The organism is Bacillus sp. ISL-45 (genome assembly GCF_018613195.1).
Classification (GTDB): Bacteria; Bacillota; Bacilli; order Bacillales; family Cytobacillaceae; genus Mesobacillus.
The window spans coordinates 221,442-237,879 of record NZ_JAGGQQ010000019.1 but is presented as its reverse complement, the minus strand read 5'-3'; the positions used below and the strand labels follow the sequence as shown (position 1 = coordinate 237,879).

The 16,438-nt window shown below is 37.2% G+C and carries 23 protein-coding genes and 1 pseudogene; 1 reads left to right on the top strand and 23 read right to left on the bottom strand.

The window, feature by feature from the left end; all coding sequences use genetic code 11:
• Positions 1-60: 60 nt before the first annotated feature.
• The 18 genes and pseudogenes from J7E35_RS20370 to J7E35_RS23870 form a co-directional block, all read right to left on the bottom strand.
• Positions 61-981, bottom strand: coding sequence for a DMT family transporter (locus J7E35_RS20370; RefSeq protein WP_214783253.1), 921 nt, complete (start codon positions 979-981; stop codon positions 61-63).
• Positions 982-1,093: 112 nt separating this feature from the next.
• A complete protein-coding gene (locus J7E35_RS20365) occupies positions 1,094-1,966 on the bottom strand; it encodes a phosphotransferase family protein (RefSeq protein ID WP_214783250.1) in 873 nt (290 codons plus the stop codon).
• Between the two features lie 68 nt (positions 1,967-2,034).
• On the bottom strand, positions 2,035-2,667 hold the full coding sequence (locus J7E35_RS20360) for a zinc dependent phospholipase C family protein (RefSeq protein WP_214783247.1): 633 nt from the start codon (positions 2,665-2,667) through the stop codon (positions 2,035-2,037).
• 148 nt (positions 2,668-2,815) lie between these two features.
• Positions 2,816-3,523, bottom strand: a complete 708-nt coding sequence (locus J7E35_RS20355) for a class I SAM-dependent methyltransferase (protein WP_214783244.1) — start codon at positions 3,521-3,523, stop codon at positions 2,816-2,818.
• 20 nt (positions 3,524-3,543) lie between these two features.
• Entirely contained in the window at positions 3,544-3,771 is a 228-nt protein-coding gene (locus tag J7E35_RS20350) for a hypothetical protein (protein WP_214783241.1), read from the bottom strand.
• A 100-nt stretch (positions 3,772-3,871) separates the two neighbouring features.
• The gene (locus J7E35_RS20345; protein WP_214783238.1) at positions 3,872-4,048 is read right to left on the bottom strand and encodes an amino acid transporter; all 177 of its coding nucleotides are present in this window, start codon (positions 4,046-4,048) and stop codon (positions 3,872-3,874) included.
• Positions 4,049-4,120: 72 nt separating this feature from the next.
• Complete coding sequence (locus J7E35_RS20340) at positions 4,121-4,288, bottom strand: hypothetical protein (RefSeq protein WP_214783235.1); 168 nt, start codon at positions 4,286-4,288, stop codon at positions 4,121-4,123.
• Positions 4,289-4,355: 67 nt separating this feature from the next.
• Complete coding sequence (locus J7E35_RS20335) at positions 4,356-4,775, bottom strand: GNAT family N-acetyltransferase (protein ID WP_214783232.1); 420 nt, start codon at positions 4,773-4,775, stop codon at positions 4,356-4,358.
• A 138-nt stretch (positions 4,776-4,913) separates the two neighbouring features.
• A complete protein-coding gene (locus tag J7E35_RS20330) occupies positions 4,914-5,837 on the bottom strand; it encodes an alpha/beta fold hydrolase (RefSeq protein ID WP_214783229.1) in 924 nt (307 codons plus the stop codon).
• A 161-nt stretch (positions 5,838-5,998) separates the two neighbouring features.
• Entirely contained in the window at positions 5,999-6,235 is a 237-nt protein-coding gene (locus tag J7E35_RS23810) for an SdpI family protein (RefSeq protein ID WP_353050388.1), read from the bottom strand.
• Positions 6,236-6,418: 183 nt separating this feature from the next.
• The gene (locus J7E35_RS20320) at positions 6,419-6,937 is read right to left on the bottom strand and encodes an NUDIX hydrolase (RefSeq protein ID WP_251041122.1); all 519 of its coding nucleotides are present in this window, start codon (positions 6,935-6,937) and stop codon (positions 6,419-6,421) included.
• Between the two features lie 100 nt (positions 6,938-7,037).
• On the bottom strand, positions 7,038-7,802 hold the full coding sequence (locus J7E35_RS20315; RefSeq protein ID WP_214783223.1) for a class I SAM-dependent methyltransferase: 765 nt from the start codon (positions 7,800-7,802) through the stop codon (positions 7,038-7,040).
• Positions 7,803-7,864: 62 nt separating this feature from the next.
• On the bottom strand, positions 7,865-8,380 hold the full coding sequence (locus tag J7E35_RS20310; RefSeq protein WP_214783220.1) for a hypothetical protein: 516 nt from the start codon (positions 8,378-8,380) through the stop codon (positions 7,865-7,867).
• An 83-nt stretch (positions 8,381-8,463) separates the two neighbouring features.
• Entirely contained in the window at positions 8,464-8,919 is a 456-nt protein-coding gene (locus J7E35_RS20305) for a hypothetical protein (protein WP_214783217.1), read from the bottom strand.
• Positions 8,920-8,968: 49 nt separating this feature from the next.
• A complete protein-coding gene (locus J7E35_RS20300) occupies positions 8,969-9,871 on the bottom strand; it encodes an aminoglycoside phosphotransferase family protein (RefSeq protein WP_353050387.1) in 903 nt (300 codons plus the stop codon).
• Between the two features lie 48 nt (positions 9,872-9,919).
• A complete protein-coding gene (locus J7E35_RS23395) occupies positions 9,920-10,222 on the bottom strand; it encodes a histidine phosphatase family protein (RefSeq protein WP_251041121.1) in 303 nt (100 codons plus the stop codon).
• Positions 10,188-10,478 (bottom strand): histidine phosphatase family protein, encoded by a 291-nt coding sequence (locus tag J7E35_RS23390; RefSeq protein ID WP_251041120.1) that lies wholly within the window; start codon positions 10,476-10,478, stop codon positions 10,188-10,190. Before J7E35_RS23390 ends, J7E35_RS23395 begins: the two co-directional genes overlap by 35 nt.
• 150 nt (positions 10,479-10,628) lie before the next feature.
• Positions 10,629-10,810 (bottom strand): annotated as a pseudogene (locus J7E35_RS23870) (hypothetical protein); the annotation flags it as partial.
• 128 nt (positions 10,811-10,938) lie between these two features.
• Between J7E35_RS23870 and J7E35_RS20290 the strand changes: the two are divergent.
• Entirely contained in the window at positions 10,939-11,883 is a 945-nt protein-coding gene (locus tag J7E35_RS20290; RefSeq protein WP_214783214.1) for an EamA family transporter, read from the top strand.
• Positions 11,884-12,218: 335 nt separating this feature from the next.
• Here J7E35_RS20290 and J7E35_RS20285 read toward each other — a convergent pair whose 3' ends face one another.
• From J7E35_RS20285 to J7E35_RS20265, 5 genes are all read right to left on the bottom strand, one after another.
• Entirely contained in the window at positions 12,219-12,404 is a 186-nt protein-coding gene (locus tag J7E35_RS20285; protein WP_214783211.1) for a DUF4177 domain-containing protein, read from the bottom strand.
• Between the two features lie 68 nt (positions 12,405-12,472).
• The gene (locus J7E35_RS20280) at positions 12,473-13,024 is read right to left on the bottom strand and encodes a GNAT family N-acetyltransferase (RefSeq protein ID WP_214783208.1); all 552 of its coding nucleotides are present in this window, start codon (positions 13,022-13,024) and stop codon (positions 12,473-12,475) included.
• Between the two features lie 164 nt (positions 13,025-13,188).
• Positions 13,189-14,322, bottom strand: coding sequence for a M14 family zinc carboxypeptidase (locus J7E35_RS20275; RefSeq protein WP_251041118.1), 1,134 nt, complete (start codon positions 14,320-14,322; stop codon positions 13,189-13,191).
• A gap of 1,124 nt (positions 14,323-15,446) precedes the next feature.
• Positions 15,447-15,962, bottom strand: coding sequence for a spermidine/spermine N(1)-acetyltransferase (paiA, locus tag J7E35_RS20270; protein WP_214783205.1), 516 nt, complete (start codon positions 15,960-15,962; stop codon positions 15,447-15,449).
• Between the two features lie 57 nt (positions 15,963-16,019).
• Entirely contained in the window at positions 16,020-16,343 is a 324-nt protein-coding gene (locus J7E35_RS20265; RefSeq protein WP_251041117.1) for a DUF4440 domain-containing protein, read from the bottom strand.
• Positions 16,344-16,438: the final 95 nt, after the last annotated feature.

Genomic DNA, 16,438 nt, shown 5'->3' with positions numbered 1-16,438 from the left:
CATATAAAAAAAAGTGTCCCAATCGTTACGAGACACTCTTTGCTTAGTCTATTAGTAATACTATGCTTCTTCAGCCACTTGTACTGTTTTCTTTTTAGAAAAAGAAGTAATGAACACTCCGGTAAAAACTAGACATCCTCCAATGATCTGTGGCACGGAAATCACCTCACCAAGAACAAAGAAGGCGAACAGGGTTCCAAACACCGGGATGAGATTCAAGGAAATCGATGCCTTCGACGGTCCAATCATCGCAACCCCTCGATTCCATAATAAAAAAGAACAAATCGACGGAAAGATTCCTATGTAAAATAAAGCAGTCCACTCCTCAAGACCCACCGTACCAACCGGAACAATTGACAGTTCGATCGCCACTGCAGGAATCATCAGCATAAATCCGATCGCTAGGGTAAAACCGAATATTGCCAGAGAAGGGAGTTTTCCTGAGATCTTTTTTATATAAATGGAATACAGTGCCCATGAGATGACCGCCAGCACCATAATTAAATCCCCAACATTAAACTGCAAGGCCAGCATTCTTTCAACCGAACCATGTGTGATGACGACTAGCACCCCAAGCATCGAAATCGCCATTGATATCCAATACTTCAGCTCCATTTTTTCTCCAATCAAGAGTGCGGACAGCAGGAAAATAAACAATGGGCTCGTGCTGTTCAACAAAGTTGCATTGATGGCCGTCGTATAATTGACAGCCCAGTAGATCAGCAGATTGAAGCCAATCACACCCGTGACCGCCAGGAACAAAAGCAGCTTGAAATGCTCCCGGAGTGAAGCTCTTTCATTTTTGAACAGTCTGATGATCACTGGAGACATAATCAGTACCCCAATCCCCAGACGAGTGAACGAAATCGTCACCGGCGGAAGGGAACCAGCGAGGAACTTTCCCGCCACGGCATTGCCGCCCCAAAACAAAGCAGCTATAACCAGCAGCAAATACGGTGCCTTTCCAAGTTTCTGGAGCATCTCTTCTTCCCCCTTCTTCCCCAGTTTATTACTTATTATCATACAGATTTCTTAAATGTTCTTAGGCAGCTTTAGGATTTTTAAAAAAAACCCCTTTAAGAGAAGAAGAATCCTACCTATAGCCTTTGATTCCATTTTCAAAAGCCTGTCGATCGTCAACTTCAATCCCATGCAGCGCCTCCTGCATGGCGAAAGTACTTTTATAAAAATGAACACGGTTAGCTATTTCCTTGCCGTTTGGATATCGATCAATACACATATTTAAAAAATCTTCGCCATAGCTCGCACGTATTCCTACAAAGTCATATGCCGAATCCCCTATACCAGAGCCGCCAAAATCGATGATCCCGGAAATTTCACTTGTTTCTTGGTTCCATAAGATGTTGGATGCACCGAAATCCCCATGTATCAATGCAAGATTTATATTTGAAAGTGACTCCGCTTTTAGAAAATTCTCGAAGGATTCCGTTACTGCCTCTTGGGATTCTTTTCTCATAAAAGGAAATAATTTATGTTTAATTTTTTTATAAAGATCACTCATTTCCTCACGAGGATGACGTAAATCCAAATGTAATTCACAAATTGCTGTTTCTCCAGAGGCAGAATGTAGTTCTGCAAGTAAAGAAGCCAGTTGTGATGCCAGCCCTCTAACCTGCTCATCATTCTTGATTTCGAGCAGACTGTCTTTCCACAAAGGATTGCCTTCAATCAAGTGATAACCACTAAAAACCTTTCCAGGTTCTAACTCGTCAAAAGACTCATAAACTGGAACTGGGATTGGAAGAGATACTTTATTTTCTATGTATCTCAAAATCTTGGTTTCCCTTCTTAATTGCACGATCCCTTGTTCATATTTTGGAAATCGGAAGACCAGAGAATCATTAACAACAATCACGTCATTATTCTGGCCGATTTCATTAACATAAAAATCCTTAATGATCAAATTAGGGTAGTCACGCTGTATACTTTCGATGAATTTATTCATTAATAAAGCTCCCAAAAAAATGATTATATATAAACAACATTAACCGTTTTGTGTGAATAACTTTATGGTCATCTACAGGTTTGTTTTTTAAGAATCGGTTTGATGTTCAGTATTCCCTGATCAACGGATGTCTCTATATAACCCACCATCTGATTAAAAGTAAAGACATTAAGCTCTTCATCTATGACTTCTTTATCGTACTCCATGTCTCCTAATACATAAGGAACAAATTTTTCAACATCTTTGGAAGTGACTTCTTCCAAGTCGATGATTGAAGGAAAATGATTAAAGGACTTCCTCAATTCACCTGTTAAGCCATAGTGTTCTAATAACTTTCCATTTAGTAATCGGAAATCATTATGATATAACTTATATAGTCCTTCATCGGCATCCATTCTGTCCTTTAACCAAGAAAGATAAAATCCTCTTAACCAAATATCATCAGCAATTAAATGAGCAAAGTACCCCAGTATATAAGGATGATCTATTTGCGAACCATATTTATGTATAAACCCTTTATAATCAACACTTCTTGAATAATCGTGCACATCCCCTATAAAGAAATGTGATAGATTTTTTTCATGGTGTGAAAAAACAGCATCAGGAGCAATGCTTCCAAGCAAAAATGAGGTCTTGTCCTCAATTGATAATGCCTGTGCAATTTTTTCCCCAATAATCGAATGCATTATTCTTGATCCCAATAATACTCTCCCCTTTTATTCCTTATCATCTATTTTATTTCAATGAAAACATAGAGGATTCCTTTGTTTTCCGAATTTTTTAAAAAAAGCTGCAACACAACCTTTTCCTGACCAGTCGTATATTTCAATAACACGGTCGCTAAAGACATTATTTCAAAGAGGCTTTAATTATGAGAAATTGAGGGCTGTTCATAAGCGTTTCATATTTTTCTGGTGCTTTTGCCTTGAAGTTCATTGTAGGCTTTGGTTCAATGACTTTTTCAATTGAGAAATAGTTCAGAGTTTCGTTCAAAATTATATGCAGAGGTCTTCGATAAAAGGGAACCTCAAATGATTTCCCTTCTTTGATCCAGTTATCAATAATCATTTCAGTAGAGAAATAGTGAGCATTCTGGAGTAATTTCACATCTGTAAATGGATGGTGAATGGAAAACAAAAATACTCCATTCGGCTTTAGGACCCTTTGAAATTCACTAAAAGTAAGACTCCAATCCTTTATATAATGAAGAGTTAAAGAACTAATAATAAAATCAAAAGAGTTATCTTTAAAGGGCAAGTTTGCTTCCAGATCCAAACAGAGAACAGTGGCTTTATCTCCAACACGCCTTATAGTTGAACGAACCATCTCAGGGCTAATATCAGCTGCAACCACATTGGCTCCTCTGCTGGCTAATTCCTGAGTATACCAGCCCGCAGCACAACCAGCATCAAGAATATCCATATTAGTTAAACTTTGTGGTAACTGTCTCAACATTGAGGGTCTTTCATATTCGGTATTATATAAGCTTTCTATGTCCACTGTATTTGTATAAACACTGGCTAGGCTATCGAAGGTGTCTCTTATTTTATCCTTCATACTTCACCTCTTTTTAAAAATTAATTTCTCTTTCTCATTAAATAGACTAAAAAGCCACTTAAAACAAATAAAACCGCCCCACCTAAAACCTTTACAAACGAGACACCAATTCGAACAGTATCACCACTTGCCTGTTTTATCTCGTTGACTGTCCACCAGCTATTAATTGAAGATTCATATATTGCAAAGTACAGCCATATCAAAAAACAGATAATAACAAATAAAATGACACCGGTTTTTCTAATCATTACTTGCCCCTTTGTCTTCAAAAATCACAGTTCTTGTGCTCAACTTCCGCTTTCGCTTAATAAAAAGCCGGCTTTAAGCAGCCGGTTAGAGAGTCGATTGTTACGTCAAAAATTTAGCTATAATGATAAAGAGTATAGATAGTGAAAAGAAGCCGATCATGAAATATCCAAAATATCTTAATGGTTTCGGTAAACCTTTTATATCTACATTGGTTGGGTACCCTTCGATGTTACTCATATGCTCCATTGCGTCATTAATGGGTTTTTTATCTGACATGTTAGCCCTCCTTGATATAGATACATCCTCATATTTAATATTCAATATCTTTCCGGGCAATTCCTTCCTAAGCTAACGAGCTGACTCATCATCTCCTGAAGGGTTGTTATAATAGTAATTTTTTATGTTATTACCAGAATTATTGCCAAAACCATTCTTTGCTGGAGAGATCAAAAATCCTAAGACCATACCCATAGAAAATGCCAATGCTGTATACGTAAAAACTCCACTTTTTCTCATCCTTAACTCCTCCTTTTTAATGGTACACGCCATAACAATTCTTAGTATAAAAAAATCGAACAAGTTATTATATAGATTTAAAGTAAATAATCTCTGGATCGTCTTCATCTAAATTTTCAATAAAACCACTCTGTATGAATCCATTTGCCTTAAAAACTTCTTGCATTTCGTGATTCGATTTATTCGTTGAAGAAAAAATTTTCAACGTTGGGGAAATGCTTGTGAAATATTCAATAAGCGATGTAGCATATCCTTTTCGTCTTTCAGTTGGTTTAACAATGATCAGGGATATAAAGCTACAATCAAAGAAACGAGTATCAAATATTAAAAAGCCAACAATATGATTCATATCTTTGACAACTATACATCTCTCGTCTTCTATCGAATTCCTTATGTATGCACGCCTTCTATTGTTGCCGATTACTTCCTCATCAATTTTCACAATACTGTCTAGATCAAGGAGTTGAGCTATCTCTAAAGATTTCAAAATGCAATCTCCCTTAACTTTTAAGATTAAGTCATATCCGTCATATACTTGTCTCTCCGTTATTTGAAAAAGCAAAAACAAGGCTAAATGTAGTAAGAAATCTTTTATCCAGGCTTTATGATTCGCTAACATCTGTTATTAGAATGGTTGATTTCTTCTTATCATTTTTATAATACTGTCTATTACAATCTTAGGATTTTCGAGATGGACTGAGTGCCCCGTGTCTGCTTCAATTTCTTCTGTATTGCTGGTTAACTCGGTTAACAGCAGCTGATTTTTCTTCCAGCTTTCAGTTTGGTTTTTTGCGCTGATCACAATAACTGGTAAATCCTGCCGCAATGGTTTGGCAGCTAATAGTTGCGAAGCGGATGTAATGGAATCCACATATTCTTGGTATGCTGATTTATATGCGCCTAGCGTATATCCGATATAGTTAAGTGATTCATCATATTCCTTTGCAAGGAACTTCCTGCCTATCTTCTGTTTTAACACTCTTGGTATACCGACTAATGAGGTCACATATCCAAATGTCACTAGCCTCTTAAATTTCTTTATACGTTTAATATTCTCCTGAGAAAGCATATACTGATTCTCGTGTGCAGCATCCTCCAAAACAAGGCCTACAACCTCATCTGGGTACATACTTGCAAAGAGTCTCATAGAAAGAGCACCAAATGAATGGCCGACTAGTATATAAGGTGGTTTTATTTTGAGGTGACGAAGGATTTCCCTTATTTCCTCGACACTATCTAAAGAGGTCATAGTTTTCCTCTTCGTCTTGCTCCATCCGTAATTCCCTCGATCATAAGAAATGACACGAGCATGCTTAGAAATTTCCGGCTGTATATAACACCAATCAATTGAGATGGAACTGAACCCTGCTTCAAGTATGACAGTGACAGGTCCTTCCCCGCTTACAATTGCATGCACCTCTGACAATTTTGTTTTAATGATCTGTCCAGGCGGACTAACTTTGTTTTTTCTATTCATATATAAGTTCCAAAGTGTAAGGGGCACGCCAATGATGCCTAATGTATTTCTAGCTATCGTAGGTAAACTCATCACTCCCTCCATTTTATACCAAAATTGTCTCTGAAGATTATAATTCGTTAATGGGTAAAATGATTCCTTCCTTTTTCCATCTGGATATTAAAAAATGCCGCCTGTTTTGGCGACATAACTTATTACAATAACTTTTATACCTGGAATGTAAATCATTTATCTCATCTCTTTGAAATTTTAGTTTCAACTAAAATAAAAATAATTACTATTGAAACGCCAAGCGTGATTAGATTTAGAATTGCACTTTTAAATATAAACGAAATTAAAAGTATTAGAATTCCGAAAATAATCATTAATCTGCTGCTATATTTATTTGCCTGTTCCCAATTTTCCTCCCTTCTCATTGAACTCGCAGTTCTATATCCATAAAGACTATTAATCTTTTTCGGTGGAAACAAAGATAGTATGATCCCAGCTATCGACTGTCTAGATAAAAAAAGTGTTCCAATGAAGACTATTGGAACATGAAATCGATTGTCTAGATGAAAAAAGTGTTCCAACGAAGGCTATTGGAACATGTAATTATGATAATTGCTCCAAATAATAACCCTTCATTTATGACTCCCCCCATTTAATTAGCATTATAAAATTCTAAGTTGTTCCATAGAATTCAAGGAGTTTTCAGCAAGAAAATCCTTTGCCATATAATAGGCGTTTGCTGTAAAGAGCTGGGTTTTAATTGAGTTTTCTTTTAACGCCTTTCCAAACTCAAGGAAATCAATCAAGTGGACTTTAATATTTTCATTGTCATCTAAATCTTGGTCCGATTCTTTATAAGCATCAGTAATAAGATAAGTTATGACTTTATTAGTTTGAGTGGCTGGATTGACCATGTATTCACCTAATTTTATTGGCCTGATGCTTGATGTGAATCCCGTTTCTTCGCTTAATTCTCTTAGTATTCCTTCCTCGTATGTTTCGTTTTCTTCCATTTTGCCAGCAGGAATTTCTAAATAGAATTCACCGCCAGCATGGCGATATTGTTCAACAAGTACAACCTTTTTTCCCTTGGTGATGACGATGGCGTTAACCCAATCAGAGTATTCATTTACATAGTATTCATTTTGAACAGATCCATTTGGAAGTTGACATTCATCCATTCACAAATTTCCAAAAGGCGATTTATAAAGATACTCTGACTTTAATGTTTTCCATTTCATACTGTTCTCCATTCAGTTTTATATCATTTGGCTTACCAGTTTACTTACTAGCAGCAATAGTAAATTCCCATGGGATATTTTCGCCATTCCACCCTCGATGTTCTTCGAATTTTTGCAGTTTAAAGCCCGCTGCAATGGAAGAGTTAATGATATCACTGATCGTGTAGTATCTGACACGAACACCAGGGAAGTCTTCTTGCTCTTGTTCATCAAAAAAATGTTTAAAGGCCACATCTCCGCTATGTATTTCTTCATCAAAATAGTTATCTTTAACTTGATACTGGCCGTCTGTTTTCTTCGTGATACATTTTATAATAGGATGGAAATCGCTTAAAACCAACAAACCATCAGCTTTTAGCATCGAAAAAAGCAAGGACATTAAGCGGTTAAGATCGTGGAAGTAATGTAAAATGCCCCCTTCAAGATAAAGCATATCAAAGAAGCCATCATATTTGATTTGATCAATATCGTATAGGTCTGTGACAATATACTCGATAGATGTCTTTGAGTACGCTGCCAGTTCTAATGCATACTGTTTATTTTCCTCTGATATATCAAATACAGTTACTTCCGCACCTAATAAAGCTAAAGGTACTGCTTTTCTGCCATTTGAACCACAAAGGTTGGCAATCTTTTTTCCAGAAATGTCATCAAAATATGACTTGTGTTTCTTTAACTGTTCTATTGGATTTTCTCTGATCCGAACAGCCAAATCCTCTGGTTTTCCATAACGCCTATTCCAAAATTCATACGCCCGATGTTCCCAGGCTTTCTTGTTTTGATCACTTGCACTACTGATGCTCATCTTTCATCACCTTAAAATATTCTTTTTTATTTTGATAGAATCCTAACTTCCTTTAGCAGATTTTAATCGGAAGAGCGGTTGTTAACCCATTCTTGTATTTTGTGAAAAAGTTTGGGTTGGGAATCAGCAGTTATTTTCTTTGGCTTGAAACCACCGAGTTCTACCACTTCTATGTGTACCTCTCCCTCTATCTGTATTACGCAATAATCTTCAAAAGGTGTGGCTAAGATTTTTACATTTTGACCAGGGTATAGTTCTTGAATAGCATCAAGGTCTTGTGGTGACAGTTCCCAATCTTTTTGGACTTGTGGCTGTTCAACCTCGTCTTTGTCGTTTGACATAGCATGAGCACTGGAGCTGTTCTGAGAAAGTTGTAGGTAAATTTTTTGCAGCAAGGCAATGACTTCAGAGAAACCTATGAAAAGCATACCTGTGACAAAGCTGGAAAACAGGGCGGTTAAACTCATCCTCCCATTAGATTCTCCGGGACCCTCAATCGTTGCAAGGATAAAGCCGCCTATCATAACTGCGAACCCTATGATGCGGAGCACTTTGGCAACTGAATTTTGTATTTCCACTTTTTCTCCTCCATTTCTAGCACTGAAATCCCTATACATTTAGTGATGTTTTTCCAAATCATATAATTTATTAATTATTTAAGTTATTTCCCTTTTATTCTTTTAACTAATATTTTCAAAAAAGTGAGTCCGGTCGCCAATATCCCCAGGGTGTAAAAATTAATGAAAATCGTATTCGTAAACTGATTTAACCAGGGATAACGATATATTTTTGAAGAAGGTTCTTTAGGAGAACCACCTAAATGGTCTACTAGATCAGCAGCGAATTTATACTCTAAAATACAAAAAACGATAGAAAGAGCAAGTGCCCCGAAACCAAACAATAACGTTGAGCTGGATTTTAATTTAAGAATGCCTAAACCTTTCCACAAACTTATTGCAAAAAAGATAAAGATTATAAGTGCTGGCCCGACAAATAAAAGCCCTAAATTGCCATTCCCAGATATCACATGAGGTTTAAATGTAAATAAATCCACCAGGTAAATAAACACAACACTTGGGCCGAACCACCATACCATTGATTTAACCCTTGATTTCATACGAATCTCCTTAGCTTCCCTTGTATTGGTCTCTTTACACCCCATCACTTTACTGTAAAAAATCGTTTAATCTCACTAAATTTTCTTCCAGGAACAGAGCGTTTTTCTCGATTCCTCGACGCTTGCACCAACCGATGCTATTAAAGGCATCTGTGAATTGATAAAAAGGCAGGATAATGTCTAAGTCAATCAATGGCCTGATGCTGTTATATCCTTCTTTATACGAATGATAGAAGGCAGGATTAAAACTTAAAAAATCACGATACAGCTTTGTGAAATCACCTTCTGTAGAACCAAATCGGACACTCTCAAAATCAATCACTCCTGACACTTTATTACCGTCAACGATGATATTGGCAGGTCGGAAATCCATATGCACAAAGCTTGGTCCATCCGGAGACGGCAGCAGATGCTTCATATTCTCAAATTTTTCAATCGATTGTCGGTATAATTGTGGATCCAAGACACCTTTTACATCCTCAGCAAAACTGTAAAATTGCTTTTCAACAAAATCAGACCAGTTCATAAATTCATTTTTTATCCCAGTTAACACCTTATCAGCAGGCGGTTGAATGGTATGCATCTCAGCTTGAAGGACTCCCACTTGAAACGCTACTGTTGGCGATGACTCCAATGTCAAAGAGCTTCCTTTCAGTTCAGATAATAAAAAAGCACCAGGGCACTCTTCATCACCTGACCAATAATCCAAAAGTTCAGGAATGGCCACTTTTCCTTTTAATATTTCATACGCTTCTAGCTCCCGCTTAAATTTCAGTTTTGTATAAGGAATTTTAACGAAAACATTTTCACCTTTTGACAAAGTACATCTATAGACTGTTGAACTATGAGAATCTTCAACCTCATTCATCGATTGTTTCCGAATTCCAAATTGCTGAATGACTCGATCTAACATTAAGCATCCCTCCTGATTTATTACCTTTTTAAAATCCACCGATTATCGAAGAAAAAGCCACCTTGATGGCAGCTGAAAATTTGCAGATTATTGATTAACGGCACTAGGAGATTTATGAGAAATATCTCCTTCCAAAACGATCTTATATTCATCTTCATTCATTTCAACAATTGATAGGCTCGTATCATGAATAAAAGGCGGATCCCATAATTTTTCAATAGGTGAATCTTTAAAAATAGTAAATAAAGTTTTGATCATGACAGAATGAGTAACGATCAGAATGTTACCTGTTAAGTGGTCGTTTTTAATTCTTTCTAAGATCTTTAACGCTCTTTCTCTAACATCACTGTAGGTTTCACCGCCAACTGGAAACAAAAAGTTCTGGCGCATTCCAAAAATGTTCGATCTCTGCAGGGTTTGTTTCTTTAATTGAATCCATCGTTTGACCTTCCCAAATTCCCAGGTTCATTTCCCTCAGGTTATCATCGAAAATAACAGGTATGTTTCGATCGCCTTTTACCAGTTCAGTAGTAGTTTTTGTTCTCCCGCTAGGACTCGAGTATACCGCTTCAAATTCAATAACCTTTAAGCTTTCTCCTAAAGACTCTGCATTTTTCTTGCCATTGTCCGTCAGGCTTGAAGCCATCCCTGCATTCTTTTTTCCGTATTCCAGCTTGTTTCTCCGTGCCTCGTAATGTATAGTTTTATCATAAAAAGACTCCTAGTATATTCTCTCTTCTTTAATTCTTTTATTTTTCCAAAAAATCCCTCTTTTAAGATAGATAACTATAAATGATCAAAAAAATGACGTGTAAACTGAACAGTTTTGCCACGCCTTCTGATATATTGATTTTCTCTTTTCACCTAAAGTATTTTTATGCTTTTTGTATCCCAATAGTGTCATGTCCATCGATTTCCGGAACTTATCAATGAAATAGCTTGTGCTGTTAAAACTACTTGACAGGCAACATCTGAGACGGTGGAATTTGGTTCCCACCTCAATATTCTTGTATTTTTGATTCGATTTAAGTATTAATTCAGAGCTTTTCTGCTTATCATATAAACTATCATATACTATCCTTATAATTAAAGGTGGAGAACCAACTATGAATAGACGAAAGGGAATATTTCTTGTCATAACCGGAGCGGTGTTTTGGGGGATTGGTGGTACAGTTGCTAAAAAGCTTTTTCAGGATTTTCTGATCGATGTAAACTGGCTGGTAACGACCCGGTTGCTTATAGCTGGTTTTTTACTTTTAACAGTTCAATTTTTCAGAGGTGATCGTTCCCAAATACTTGGTGTTTGGAAAAATCGAAGCACAGCTGTCCCTTTGATGATCTTCGGCTTACTCGGTATGCTGGCGGTTCAATACACATATATGGCCTCAATAAAACATGGAAACGCTGCTGTAGCAACGCTCTTGCAGTATCTAGCACCGATAATGATCATCGTATACTTAATTTTTCGCAAACAGGCAGCCCTAACCCGCAGAGATTTGATGACTGTTTCCCTGGCTTTAATAGGTAGTTTCTTCTTATTGACTAACGGCTCAGTTTCTCAATTATCAGTGCCGACACCTGCCATTGTTTGGGGTGTGTTATCTGGCGCAGCTTTAGCGTTTTATACTCTATATGCCATTCCATTACTAAAGCAGTTTGATTCACTTGTCATTGTGGGTTGGGCGATGATCATTGGTGGGTTTGCATTAAGCTTGATCCATCCACCGTGGCAAATGAACTTTGAGACATTGAATTTAGAAGCTTATTTATATTTAGTCTTTGTCATCATCTTCGGTACGATGATTGCATTTTGGTTCTATATTGAAAGCCTGCAAAGTCTTCAGGCAAAGGAATCAAGTCTCTTAGGCAGCATTGAGCCACTAGCCGCTGTACTAACCACGGTCTTTTGGCTAAAAGAACCCTTTGGTTTTTTCCAATGGGTTGGTACAGCTTGCATCATCGGAATGATTCTTTTGTTGGCTTTGAAAAAAGAGTCTAGTCCCGAAGCCAGCCAGCACCCTATAAAGGAAGAACCGCTCAGAGTCAGCTAAAGGCATTGCAAATATTGCAATGCCTTTTACCCTATAATCATGAATATATTCCTTAAGGAATTTTTAAAAATGTGTTGCATAAAAAATAAACGGAAGAATTCCGCTTAAATTAGAAACAAGCCTTTTTTCCGTCAAAATAAGGGGAATTTTTCCGCTTATTGACTCAAAATAGTTGGATTTTTTCAGTTTTATATCAGTTAAACGGAAATTCTCCGCTTATTTCTGCTTCATAAGCGTCATTTTTTACAATAGCCGGAAATTCTCCGCTTATGCATTCTTATACCCACTCGAATATCTGATCATCCGTTCGCCTCTCAAACTGAACAGTTTATAGACTAATCCTGAACCGGTCTTTCAAAGATGATCTCATAAGAAGTAGGTTTTCCGTGGCCATTGTACTGTAAAGGCAACACCTGTACCAATCTCCAGCCCTCAGCTGCATACTCACTAATGGTTTCCCGGTGTGTTGGGGAAGAGAAAAATCCTCCGAGTGAAGTTTCTACAAATTGATATTCGTACATTCATGACACCTCCAAGTCTAGTAAGTATAATTACGATTCATTTCTAAAAACGTTTCACGCTTCTTATCTTAAATATCCACTTTGCTGTAAAATTCATTTTTAAGAATGCTCATTCTTAACCGGTCGACAAATTCACCGTTTCTTAATCGGTCTTCTCTCAGGATTCCTTCTTCTATGTAACCCATTTTCTTATAAGACTTAATGGCTTTCTCATTATCGATCTCCACTCTTAGCCATATCTTATTTAACTTTAATTCTTTAAATCCCCAATGTAGCATTTCATTCATCGCAGATAAGCCATACCCCTTGCCCCAGTAACTTTTATCGCCTACCGCAATACCTAACTCTGCATGCTTGTTTAACCTATCGATATTCTTTAAATCAATCCAGCCTATGTGTTTACCGTCTTCGGTCAAGATTGCTTTTTGCTCATATCCATTTGTTTTGGCAATACACATTTTTATCCACGTTTGTGTCTCTTCCTTGCTGAAGGGAGGGTATTTCTCTGGCATATTCAAATGTTTCGTCACATCTTTATCCAGGCACCAGTTATACCGATCCTCTGCATCCTGTAAAATTAACTCCCTCAAAACTACCTGTGGCAATAAAGCTGTTTCCATTCTACTTCCCCCTATACAACTAGCCATAAAATAAACTCTATGACTCTATTATAAATGTATGCTGGAACTTTAAGCTAAAAATACCAATTATTCCATTAATTTTATCTTCCTAAAAAATCCGCGAAAAAAGAGAGTGCCTTTTACGACACTCTATCAAAAAGATATTAATACCTGTTGTCTGCTCCTGCAGGGACGACCCCATTATAATCCGTAAAGTATCCAGCGAGAGGATAATACGGTATGTTATACCAGTCATCTGGGTTCACTTTCTCAACTTCAGCGGTTACATATCCATGGACCAATGACTTCAATGCCAGGTAATTCTGCTTTGTCAGGTACCCATTTGACTTTTGGCCAAGGCTGCCATCAGAAGAATTCCCTTTTGTTTCGAAAAATACTGCAGGATGGCTATGGCCTTCAGGATTCAAGTTATTGTAGTTTAGCCCCATCATCATCGCTGAAACAACACCGCCCCTGATATCGATATCATAGCCGATTCCTGCTTCTCGATTCACAGCAACCTGGTAACGGTCAATATGGGTGTATCCGTAATCTTTCAACTCATCATAAACATACGCCATCATTTGCTTGGTGATCTCGTTATAGCCGGTACCAGGCAATGTTGGCCCGTCTGGAGCAAGTGAGATTCCAAGGGAGAATGACGTGGATTCGTTCGTGCCATAAACTTGTTTAAACCCCTGATGGTGAAGGTCTATCGCAAAATCAGGGTTCACGTCTGCCCAGTAGGCATAAACCACTCTGGATTCCACTGCTTCAAAACCAGCTGCCGTCCAATCACGGTTAAGATCAATCAATTTACCGCTATTCGCAAGTTGGGTTTGACGCAGGTTCATTTCTGCTCCATCCGGATTGTACATGGGGATGAAATAAAGTGTAGACTCTTCCAGAACCCTCTCAACATCCTTCTCTCCGCTCTGTGCGTAAGTCTTTAAAAGCTGGAGTGCTGCTTCGGTAACCAGTTTCTCATTACCGTGGATTTGGGCTTGGATCCAAATTTTCTGGGGGCCTGTCCCAACTTTTGCGACATAAATGCTTCGACCTTGTTCTGACTTCCCATACTGGTCGAGTGTAAATACATCAACCTTTCCTTTGCTTGTTCTCTCGAGGTCTTCAAGGATTTTGACAACTTCCTGGTAAGACAGGGTGCTGTTAATGTTCGTATTGCCGTTCGTGGATGGTCCCCCAGGCTGAAGTGCTGCATATGATGCAGAGCTGAATGCAACCATAAGGATCATAATAGCCGATGTAATTTTTATTAACCTCTTAAACGATTTCATTTATGTACCCCTTCCGAAAAGTCGTCGCCCCCTTCATATCTCCCCTCCTTTTTACACCTTTCGGGACGCTAAATAAATGATAGTTTAAGTTAGAACTATATTAATAGTGTAAAAAGAATGAATATTTAGACAACAAAAGACAAACTTCTATTTGGACTTTAGACCTACTAATCACTTAAAGATCAGGGTTAACCGGGTGGCATGACATTCTTCGCTTACATACATAACAGTATTAATTTTTGCAGGACGCACAGAGGATCCAAAAGAACATCGTGCGGATAAACCGCTCGGGTAGGAATTTATCGTCACATTAAATAGAATATTGGGCGGATAAAACGTCTGGGATGGAAATTATCGTCACGGTAAATTGAATATTGTGCGGTTAATACGCCTGAGAAGGAATTTATCGTCACATTAAATTGAATATTGTTCGGATCATGTGCCTCAGATGGAAATTATCGTCACATTAAATTGAATATTGTACGGTTAAAACTTCTGAGATAGAAATTATCGTCACATTAAATAGAATATTGTGCGGATAAAAAGCCTGAGAAGGAATTTATCGTCACATTAAATTGAATATTGTGCGGATAAAAAGCCTGAGAAGGAATTTATCGTCACATTAAATTGAATATTGTGCGGTTAATATGCCTGAGAAGGAATTTATCGTCACATTAAATTGAATATTGTGCGGATAAAAAGCCTGAGAAGAAGTTTATCGTCACATTAAATAGAATATTGTGCGGATAAAAAGCCTGAGAAGGAATTTATCGTCACATTAAATTGAATATTGTGCGGATCATACGTCTGGGATGGAATTTATCGTCACATTAAATTGAATATTGTGCGGATAAAAAGCCTGAGAAGAAGTTTATCGTCACATTAAATAGAATATTGGGCGGATCATACGCCTGAGATGGAATTTATCGTCACATTAAATAGAATATTGGGCGGATAAAAAGCCTGAGATGGAATTTATCGTCACATTAAAAACATAATGTGAGAAAAAAGCCGATCATATGCAGGTTTTTATCCACCACTGGCATATAGTCGGCTTTTTTTAAGTATAGGTTATTTACATAAGTTAAGAAAGCTGATCATCCATTGGTTTTAATCAAGTCACATTACAGTGTCTTAGTCATGATGAAGTCTAATTGTTCTTCATCCCCCATGTAAAAAGAGTGCTCTCCAGTTTGGATAAACCCCAACTTTTTGTAAAAAGCGATGGCATTTTCATTCTTTTCCCATACACCGAGCCAGATTCTCTTTTTACCGCTGTCCATAGCAATTTCGATAGCCATATTAAAAAGATACTGGCCAATCCCAAGCTTCTGAAATTTATTTTTCACGTAAATTCTTTCAATTTCAATAGAGTTATTACCCATTTCTTCAGTTTGAGCATCATTGGTATTAACCTTCAAATATCCAGCCACTTCATCATGGTAATATACGAAAAAGAATTGTGATGAAGGATTGGATAGCTCGCCTTCCAGTTGTTCTAAGTTAAACGCGGTCTCCAAATAGGCACTCATATTCTCAGGAGAATTATGTGCCTTAAAGGTTTCGTTAAATGTTTCGATACTTATTTCTTGAAGCGTTTCTAAATCTGCAAGAGTACAGTTTTGTAGTGTTATTGTCATTTTTTTCCCCTCTATACAATGCTATAACCCAATTAATAAAAATTATTTTCCGGAATTTTACCAACCAGAAGAATATCTCTCCATATGCTGTCTATATAACTTCCAGCCTTCCTGTTCTTTTTTAAATATTTCAATTGCCAATGCTCTTGCTACTTTCTCACCAGATAAATAGAAATCGATTATGGTTGAATAAATAATTTCATTTTCCGACCGAAAATTGCGAGTTAAATCTGTATATTGCCATTGAGGATTTTGCCCTTTATATGACTCAAAGGTTTCAATATTTGATCTTTTATAAGAGTCCCCATTATAAACCTCGTAATCCCGGTCATTGTAATATCCAAAATACCCAATAAACTCACTTGAAATCCATTTGTTCACTTCATTCCATCACTGGTGTTTAAAACAGAACGATACTCCTCAACTGCTTTGATCGCTTCGTTTAGCATGAATTCACCTCCATATAAAGAAACCTC

What these genes read in the sequence shown, in the direction of transcription:
- J7E35_RS20275 (WP_251041118.1), bottom strand. Translation starts at nt 14,322, where the DNA reads ATGAAATCGTTTAAGAGGTTAATAAAAATTACATCGGCTATTATGATC.
- J7E35_RS20285 (WP_214783211.1), bottom strand. Translation starts at nt 12,404, where the DNA reads ATGTACGAATATCAATTTGTAGAAACTTCACTCGGAGGATTTTTCTCT.
- J7E35_RS20305 (WP_214783217.1), bottom strand. Translation starts at nt 8,919, where the DNA reads ATGAAATCAAGGGTTAAATCAATGGTATGGTGGTTCGGCCCAAGTGTT.
- J7E35_RS20345 (WP_214783238.1), bottom strand. Translation starts at nt 4,048, where the DNA reads ATGTCAGATAAAAAACCCATTAATGACGCAATGGAGCATATGAGTAAC.
- J7E35_RS23395 (WP_251041121.1), bottom strand. Translation starts at nt 10,222, where the DNA reads ATGCGCCAGAACTTTTTGTTTCCAGTTGGCGGTGAAACCTACAGTGAT.
- J7E35_RS20355 (WP_214783244.1), bottom strand. Translation starts at nt 3,523, where the DNA reads ATGAAGGATAAAATAAGAGACACCTTCGATAGCCTAGCCAGTGTTTAT.
- J7E35_RS20370 (WP_214783253.1), bottom strand. Translation starts at nt 981, where the DNA reads ATGCTCCAGAAACTTGGAAAGGCACCGTATTTGCTGCTGGTTATAGCT.
- J7E35_RS20340 (WP_214783235.1), bottom strand. Translation starts at nt 4,288, where the DNA reads ATGAGAAAAAGTGGAGTTTTTACGTATACAGCATTGGCATTTTCTATG.
- J7E35_RS23390 (WP_251041120.1), bottom strand. Translation starts at nt 10,478, where the DNA reads ATGGCTTCAAGCCTGACGGACAATGGCAAGAAAAATGCAGAGTCTTTA.
- J7E35_RS20330 (WP_214783229.1), bottom strand. Translation starts at nt 5,837, where the DNA reads ATGAGTTTACCTACGATAGCTAGAAATACATTAGGCATCATTGGCGTG.
- J7E35_RS20280 (WP_214783208.1), bottom strand. Translation starts at nt 13,024, where the DNA reads ATGGAAACAGCTTTATTGCCACAGGTAGTTTTGAGGGAGTTAATTTTA.
- J7E35_RS20320 (WP_251041122.1), bottom strand. Translation starts at nt 6,937, where the DNA reads ATGGATGAATGTCAACTTCCAAATGGATCTGTTCAAAATGAATACTAT.
- J7E35_RS20315 (WP_214783223.1), bottom strand. Translation starts at nt 7,802, where the DNA reads ATGAGCATCAGTAGTGCAAGTGATCAAAACAAGAAAGCCTGGGAACAT.
- paiA (WP_214783205.1), bottom strand. Translation starts at nt 15,962, where the DNA reads ATGACAATAACACTACAAAACTGTACTCTTGCAGATTTAGAAACGCTT.
- J7E35_RS20350 (WP_214783241.1), bottom strand. Translation starts at nt 3,771, where the DNA reads ATGATTAGAAAAACCGGTGTCATTTTATTTGTTATTATCTGTTTTTTG.
- J7E35_RS20365 (WP_214783250.1), bottom strand. Translation starts at nt 1,966, where the DNA reads ATGAATAAATTCATCGAAAGTATACAGCGTGACTACCCTAATTTGATC.
- J7E35_RS20290 (WP_214783214.1), top strand. Translation starts at nt 10,939, where the DNA reads ATGAATAGACGAAAGGGAATATTTCTTGTCATAACCGGAGCGGTGTTT.